Source organism: Devosia sp. (assembly GCF_040509215.1).
Classification (GTDB): Bacteria; Pseudomonadota; Alphaproteobacteria; order Rhizobiales; family Devosiaceae; genus Devosia.
In genome coordinates this window covers 1-6,961 of the sequence record NZ_JBEVLL010000115.1, presented here as the reverse complement: position 1 = coordinate 6,961, position 6,961 = coordinate 1, and the positions used below count along the sequence as shown (strand labels likewise).

At 62.1% G+C, this 6,961-nt stretch carries 7 protein-coding genes; all 7 read right to left on the bottom strand.

Going from position 1 to position 6,961, the window contains the following annotated elements; translation table 11 throughout:
• A partial coding sequence (locus ABW043_RS06540; RefSeq protein WP_353920416.1) for a response regulator occupies nt 1-206 on the bottom strand: 206 nt, incomplete at its 3' end.
• Between the two features lie 123 nt (nt 207-329).
• Nucleotides 330-1,040 carry a phosphate signaling complex protein PhoU gene (gene phoU / locus ABW043_RS06535; RefSeq protein ID WP_353920415.1) on the bottom strand — a complete coding sequence of 237 codons (711 nt, stop codon included), beginning with the start codon at nt 1,038-1,040 and terminating at the stop codon, nt 330-332.
• A 23-nt stretch (nt 1,041-1,063) separates the two neighbouring features.
• Nucleotides 1,064-1,900, bottom strand: a complete 837-nt coding sequence (pstB, locus tag ABW043_RS06530; protein WP_449395219.1) for a phosphate ABC transporter ATP-binding protein PstB — start codon at nt 1,898-1,900, stop codon at nt 1,064-1,066.
• Between the two features lie 11 nt (nt 1,901-1,911).
• The gene (pstA, locus tag ABW043_RS06525) at nt 1,912-3,279 is read right to left on the bottom strand and encodes a phosphate ABC transporter permease PstA (RefSeq protein ID WP_353920414.1); all 1,368 of its coding nucleotides are present in this window, start codon (nt 3,277-3,279) and stop codon (nt 1,912-1,914) included.
• A gap of 1 nt (nt 3,280) precedes the next feature.
• Nucleotides 3,281-4,654, bottom strand: coding sequence for a phosphate ABC transporter permease subunit PstC (gene pstC / locus ABW043_RS06520; protein WP_353920413.1), 1,374 nt, complete (start codon nt 4,652-4,654; stop codon nt 3,281-3,283).
• Nucleotides 4,655-4,722: 68 nt separating this feature from the next.
• Complete coding sequence (locus tag ABW043_RS06515) at nt 4,723-5,748, bottom strand: substrate-binding domain-containing protein (protein ID WP_353920412.1); 1,026 nt, start codon at nt 5,746-5,748, stop codon at nt 4,723-4,725.
• 273 nt (nt 5,749-6,021) lie between these two features.
• The gene (locus ABW043_RS06510) at nt 6,022-6,777 is read right to left on the bottom strand and encodes an IclR family transcriptional regulator (RefSeq protein ID WP_353920411.1); all 756 of its coding nucleotides are present in this window, start codon (nt 6,775-6,777) and stop codon (nt 6,022-6,024) included.
• Between the last annotated feature and the right edge of the window lie 184 nt (nt 6,778-6,961).

The window sequence follows — 6,961 nt, the reverse complement described above, 5'->3', positions numbered from 1 at the left end:
CGCAGGCGCCGGCAGAGTTCGATGCCGGAGATTTCGGGCAGCATCCAATCGAGCAGGATCAGGTCGGGCAGCTTTTCGGCAATGGCGTGTTGCGCTTCGTCGCCGGTTTCAGCGGTGACGACGCGGAAACCCTCGGCTTCGAGGTTGTAACGCAGCAGGATGGCGATATCGCCCTCGTCTTCGACAACGAGAATGGTCGCGGGCATAGGCGTGCTCCATCGATCGGCAGCCGCATGCTGCCGTCAGTCCATCGGAAAGGCCACCATCTCCTTCAGCTGCCCCCTTGAAGAAGATGATGGCTGGTTTGGGTAGTCACAAGGCGAGAGTGGCTATGCCTTGAGCTGGGTACGGTGCAGTTCCTGCACGTCAGCGGTGAGCTGCTTGCCGGTCTGCAGGTAGTAGGCGCGTTCGGCGATGTTGGTCGCGTGGTCGCCGATGCGTTCGAGGTTCTTGGCGCAGAACAACAAATGCGTGCAGGTGGTGATGTTGCGCGGATCTTCCAGCATGTAGGTCAGAAGTTCGCGGAACAGCGAGGTGTGCATGGCGTCGACTTCGTCGTCGCGATTGCACACTTCGACCGAGGCGGCTGCGTCGCGGTTGGCGTAGGCGTCGAGAGCGTCCTTGAGCTGACGGAGGACAAGGGCGGTCATGTTCTTGACGCCGTTGTAGAAGGTCGGCTGCAGGTTGATGCCTTCGAGCTTCAGCGAGCGGCGGGCGAGCTGCTTGGCCATGTCGCCGACGCGTTCCAGGTCGTTGGCGACGTGGATGGCGGTGACGATCGAGCGCAGGTCCGAAGCCATGGGCTGGCGGCGGGCGATGATCGAGACGCACATGTCGTCGATCTTGCGCTGCATATCGTCAATGCGCTGATCGGCGATGATGGTGAGGTCGGCCAGCTCGCGGTCGAGCTTGAGAAGGGCCTTGGTGCCGTTCTCGATGGCAACTTCAACCTGGCCACCCATTTCGGCGATGGCCTGGGCAAGGGTGTTCAGCTCGTCGGTGAAGGACGAAACGATGTGATCTGATGCGGTATTGGGCATGATATTGCTTCCTCGTTCCGCGATCAGCCGATGCGGCCCATGATGTAGTCCTGGGTCTGCTTGTTCACCGGATTGGTGAAGATGTCTTCGGTCGGGCCCTGTTCGATCAGGTTGCCGAGGTGGAAGAAGGCGGTGCGCTGGGAAACGCGGGCTGCCTGCTGCATCGAGTGGGTCACGATGACGATGGTGTAGTTCTCGCGCAGTTCGTCGATCAGCTCTTCGATGACGGCGGTCGCGATCGGGTCGAGGGCAGAGCAGGGCTCGTCCATAAGGATCACTTCGGGGCCGACGGCGATGGCGCGTGCAATGCACAGACGCTGCTGCTGGCCACCGGAAAGACCGGTGCCCGGCTCCTGCAGACGATCCTTCACTTCTTCGAAGAGACCGGCCTTGCGCAGGGACGACACGACGATCTCATCGAGGTCGGCCTTGTTGCGGGCGAGACCATGGATGCGAGGGCCGTAGGCGACGTTGTCGTAGATCGACTTGGGGAACGGATTGGGCTTCTGGAAGACCATGCCGATGCGGGCGCGCAGTTCGACCACGTCAAGCGCCGGGGCGTAGATGTCTTCGCCGTCAAGCTTGATCGTGCCGCCGACCTTGGCGCCTTCGATGGTGTCGTTCATGCGGTTGATGCAGCGCAGGAACGTCGACTTGCCGCAGCCCGAGGGTCCGATGAAAGCGGTGACGGCGCGATCGGGGATATCGATCGAGATGCCGTGCAGGGCCTGCTTGGTGCCGTAGTGAACGGTCACGTCGCGAGCGGTGAGGCGGATGGGGCGTTCGAGCACATCAGTCGGGTTCATGGCGGAGTCCACGTTCAGAGAAGTCTTCTTAACCTTGCCGGCAAGCATATCCATTTGGCTCATCCTTAAGCACGCTTTTCAAGGCGTGAGCGGAGATAGATCGCAACGCCGTTGAGCAGGATCATGACCGCCAGCAGCACCATGATAGCTGCAGCCGTGCGGGGTTCGAAGAAATTGCGGTTTTCATTGCCCTGCCAGAGATAGATCTGGACAGGGAGAGCGGCTGCCTGGTCGAGCGGGGTGGCAGGAACCGAGGCGACGAAGGCCTTCATGCCGATCAGCAGGAGCGGAGCGGTTTCGCCCAGAGCGTGAGCGACACCGAGAATGGTGGCGGTCAGGATCGAGGGGAAGGTCGTGGGCAGGACGTGGTGGAACACCATCTGGGTCTTGGAAGCACCCATGCCAAGAGCCGCCTGGCGCAGGGCCGGGGAGACGCCCATCAGCGCGCCACGGGTGGCGATGATGATGGTGGGCAGGGTCATCAGGGTCAGCACCAGACCACCGACCAGCGGAGCCGAAATCGGCAGGTGGAACCAGTTGATGAAGACGGCGGCGCCGAGGAGACCGAAGACGATCGAGGGAACGGCGGCGAGGTTGTTGATGTTGACTTCGATGAGGTCGGTGAGACGCGATTTGGGCGCGAACTCTTCGAGATAGATGGCGGCGGCAACCCCGATCGGGACAGCCAGAAGAACCACGATCAGCATCATCCAGAGCGTGCCGACGAAGGCACCGAGCAGACCAGCCGAGGCGGGAGCGGCGCGGCTGTCGACATTGGTGAAGATCGTCCAGGCGAAACCGTTCGAGATGGTGCCGTCCTCGACGAAGGTGTCGATGAGCTGGCGAGCGGGCGCCGAAAGCTGCTGCTGGGCGTCGCCGAGGCTGCGGTCGATATTACCCTTGATCCAGTTGGCCGCATTGGCCGAGGCGAGGACTTCCACATCCACGGTCTGGCCGAGGAGGGACGGATCGCGCACGAACATTTCGCGGATCTGGTGACGAGCGTTGGTTTCCGGGATCGTCTGGATCTGCCTGGTGTCGATCTCGAAACCTGCCGGCGCGGCCTTGCGGAGTGCGGCCTCGACGATGGTGTTCCAGTTCAACAGGGCTACTTCACGCTGCCACTTGAGGCTGGCCGCGGTGTATTCGGCATCGGACGGGAAATCGCCGCGTGCCGGGGCCGGGCCTACATCGATGAGTTCAGCATCGTAGGTCACCGAGAGGTGCAGGTTGGACTGAACGAAGGCCGGGATGCCCTTGCGGAACACGTCGACGAACAGCAGCGCAACAAAGCCCAGAGCGATGGCGATGGCTGCGATGCCCAGACCGCGGAAGATTTGTTCGTTCAGGTGGCGGCGGCGAAGACCGTCGCGAATGATGCGGGTGCGGTCGGACGAAGCCTTTTCGGGGGAAGTCTGAATGTCAGTAGCCATTTTATTCGTACTGCTCCCGGAAGCGACGGACGATGTAGAGGGCGAAGATGTTGAGGCAGAGGGTCACGACGAAGAGGGTCAGACCAAGTGCGAAGCCAACGAGCGACTGGGGACCTGTGAAATCGGTATCGCCGGTGAGCTGGTTGACGATGGAAACGGTGATGGTCGAAACGGGCTCGAAGGGGCTGCCACGCAGGATCGGGGCGTTGCCGGCAGCGAGAACCACGATCATGGTTTCGCCGATGGCGCGGCTGACGGCGAGAAGGAAGGCGCCGACAATGCCGGGGAGGGCAGCGGGCAGGAGCACGTTGCGGATGGTCTCGGACTGGGTGGCGCCGAGGCCGTAGGCACCATCGCGCAGGGTGCGCGGTACCTGGTTCATGATGTCATCGGAGAGGGACGACACGAAGGGGATGATCATGATGCCCATGACCACGCCTGCCGTCAGGGCCGAGGTGGCGCTGATCTGGAGGCCGATGGCGCTGCCGAAATCGCGGAGGAAGGGACCAACCGTGACGAGGGCAAAGAAGCCGAAGACGATGGTCGGGATGCCGGCGAGGATTTCGATGAGCGGCTTGGCGACGGCGCGGAACGATTTTGGCGCGTACTGGCTGAGATAGATTGCGGAGAGCAGACCGACCGGAACGGCGACGATCATGGCGATGGCGGTGATCATCAGCGTGCCCGAGAGCAGCGGCAGCAGGCCATATGAGCCGTGATTGTCGCCGCCGGCATTGTTCGGGGCCCAGACGGTGCCGAAGAAGAAGTCGAGCGGATTGATGAAGGTGAAGAACTTGTAGGCTTCGGTGACCAGCGAGGCCACGATGCCCACAGTGGTCAGGATGGCCACGGCAGAGCAGGCGAGCAGCAGGACATTGACGACGCGCTCGACCGTGTTGCGGGCCCGAAGGCGCGCCGTGATACGGGAGCGGGCATAAGCAAGGCCTGCACCACCAGCAACGATGGCAAGGACCAGCGTGCCGGCGAAGGTGAGGAAATTGAAGGAGCGGACGGCGTCGCCAGCGGCCTGTTCCCAGGGAGCAGTTTCGCCCGCCACGCCATAGCCGGATGCCAGGGCATTGATGCGGATGAGTGCGCCGTTGAGACCGGCCTGGTCAAGCGAGACCAGAATGTCCTGCGGGATCTGGGCGACGGTATAATTGTGGGTGATGCCGCCGCCGAGCCAAACCCAGAGCAGCAAGATCACCAGCGCCGGGACCATGGCCCAGATCGCGGTGAAGGACCCGTGATATTGCGGGCGAGAGTGAACCTTGACGCCATCAGCCGTGACGAGGTTCCGGCTCTTCGACCAGCCGGTCTGATAGGAAATGCCTAGAAGGACAATTAGTACGCCGGCTACGACCAGAGCATTCATCGCGATGCGCCCCCGCGGGAAAACGAAAGAGCGGGCCGCACCGGGATGGTGCGACCCGCAGAGGTATCTTACTGAGCAGCGCCAGCTTCGAAGGCGGCGAGAACTTCAGCGGTCTTGTCGGCCGGCTGCGGGATCAGGCCAGCGGCTTCGAGAGTGCCGCCATTGCCCGAGATGCCTTCCGAGAGGAAGAACTGGACGTATTCTTCGATGCCGGGGATCACGCCGATGTGCTGACCCTTGACGTAGAAGAACAGCGGACGGGAGACCGGGTATTCGCCAGCAGCGACCGATTCCTTGGTCGGAACGATGCCGTTAACGGTCGCAACCTTGAGGGTGTCGGTGTTCTGTTCGTAGAACGACAGACCGAACACGCCAACGGTGTTGGCATCCGAGTTCAGGCGAGCGAGGGTCTCGGTGTAGTCGCCCGAGATTTCGATGACCACGTCCTGACGGAAGGTGGTTTCGAGGGCCTTCACTTCGTCTTCGGACAGACCTTCGGGGTGACCAGCTTCCTTGAAGCCAGCGGTCACAACCTTCTCCTGGAAGACTTCGCGGGTGCCGTGGTTCGACGCCGGGATGGCGAGCGAGATCGGCTGAGCCGGGAGCGAAGCGTCGATTTCGTTCCAGGTCTTGTAGGGGTTGTCGACGAGAGCGCCGTCAACATAAACCTTGGCAGCGATTGCCTTGTAGACCTGAACCGGGGTCAGGGCGAAGTCGGCGCCGGAAGCAGCCGAGGCGAAGACGATGCCGTCGAAGCCGAACTGGACTTCACGAACGTCGGTCACGCCAGCAGTGGTGCAAGCCTCGAGTTCGGCTTCCTTGATCTGACGCGAAGCATTGGCGATGTCGATGGTGTTGTCGCCGGTGCCTTCGCAGAACTGCTTCAGGCCGCCGCCGGTGCCGCCGGAACCGACGACCGGGGTCTTGAATTCGGGGAACGCTGCGCTGAATTCTTCAGCGACGATGGAGGCGAAGGGCAGGACCGTCGAGGAGCCGGCGATCTGGATGGTGTCGCGCGACTGAGCGAAAGCAGCAGGCGTGCCAAAGGCGGCGAGCGCGATTACGGCGACGCTAGCGAAAAGTGCGGTCTTCATGAAAGTTCCCTTTCGGAATTCGGTTCTGGAACATGGCCAGCCGTTGCTTGAGGCCGCCCTGTGACGCGGCAGACCATATTGGGGCCCGGCGACGGTTTTATTGCAGATAGGTGACTGGTTTATGACAGTCGAAGCCACTGATTTTACAGGAAAAAGCTGACAATATCAGTTGTGTGACACAATATGACACGGCGTTTTATGACTCCCTGGAAGCCAAGTTTCGCGATGTGCCGGAGATGAGCTTAGTCGCCAATTGTGACAGTTACGCCGTGGTCAACGCAGAAGTGGCCGCAGGTCTGACTGGATCTTGCGCATGAGGGGCAGGAAGCTCGCGATCATGCGCGAGGTGGAGGCGCGGGCGGTCTGGGCGCCGATGTTCAAAGCGGCAATAGTTTGGCCGGCAGCGTTGTAAAGCGGGACAGCGATGGAGCAGAGGCCGAGCTCGAGCTCCTGATCGATCACGGCAAAGCCCTGGGCAGCTACTACGGCAAGCTCGGTGGTGATGCTTGGCAGGTCCGCCTTGGTACGGCTGGTATAGGCGACGAGGTTGGAACGATCGAGGATGGCGCGGGCTTCCTCGGGCGGCAGGGCGGCGAGGAGGATGCGACCCATGGAGGTGCAATAGGCGGGGAGCCGGGCACCGGGGCCGAGATTGATCGACATGACGCGGCGGGTGGAAGCACGGGCGACATAGAGGATGTCAGTTCCATCGAGAACGGCGGCAGAGCCGCTTTCCCCGGTGGCGGCGGAGAGTTCGTCGAGGAACGGCTGGATCATCTGGGGCAGAGTGTTGGCCGCCAGATAGAAGTGGCCGAGATTGAGGACGCGCGGCGTGAGCTGGAAGAATTTGCCGTCGTAGGTGGCGTAGCCGAGGTGCACGAGCGTGAGAAGGCAGCGGCGGGCCGTGGCGCGCTCAAGGCCAGTGCGATTGGCGACCTCGGTGATGGAGAGGCGCGCATGATCCTGGTCGAAGCATTCTATGACGGCGAGACCGCGGGCCAGGCCGTGAATGATGTCTCCGTCGCGCATGGTTGCCTCGGGTGGTGGTGGGCCTGAGGTGCCATGGATGGCGGGGCGTATCAAGCGGTGAGATCGTGGCTCACATCACCCCCTCCCAACCTCCCCCATCAAGGGGGAGGTGCGGTCCGGTGGGTTGGGCTGCATCTAGCCACATGCTCGATGCAACACCTCCCCCTTGATGGGGGAGGATGGG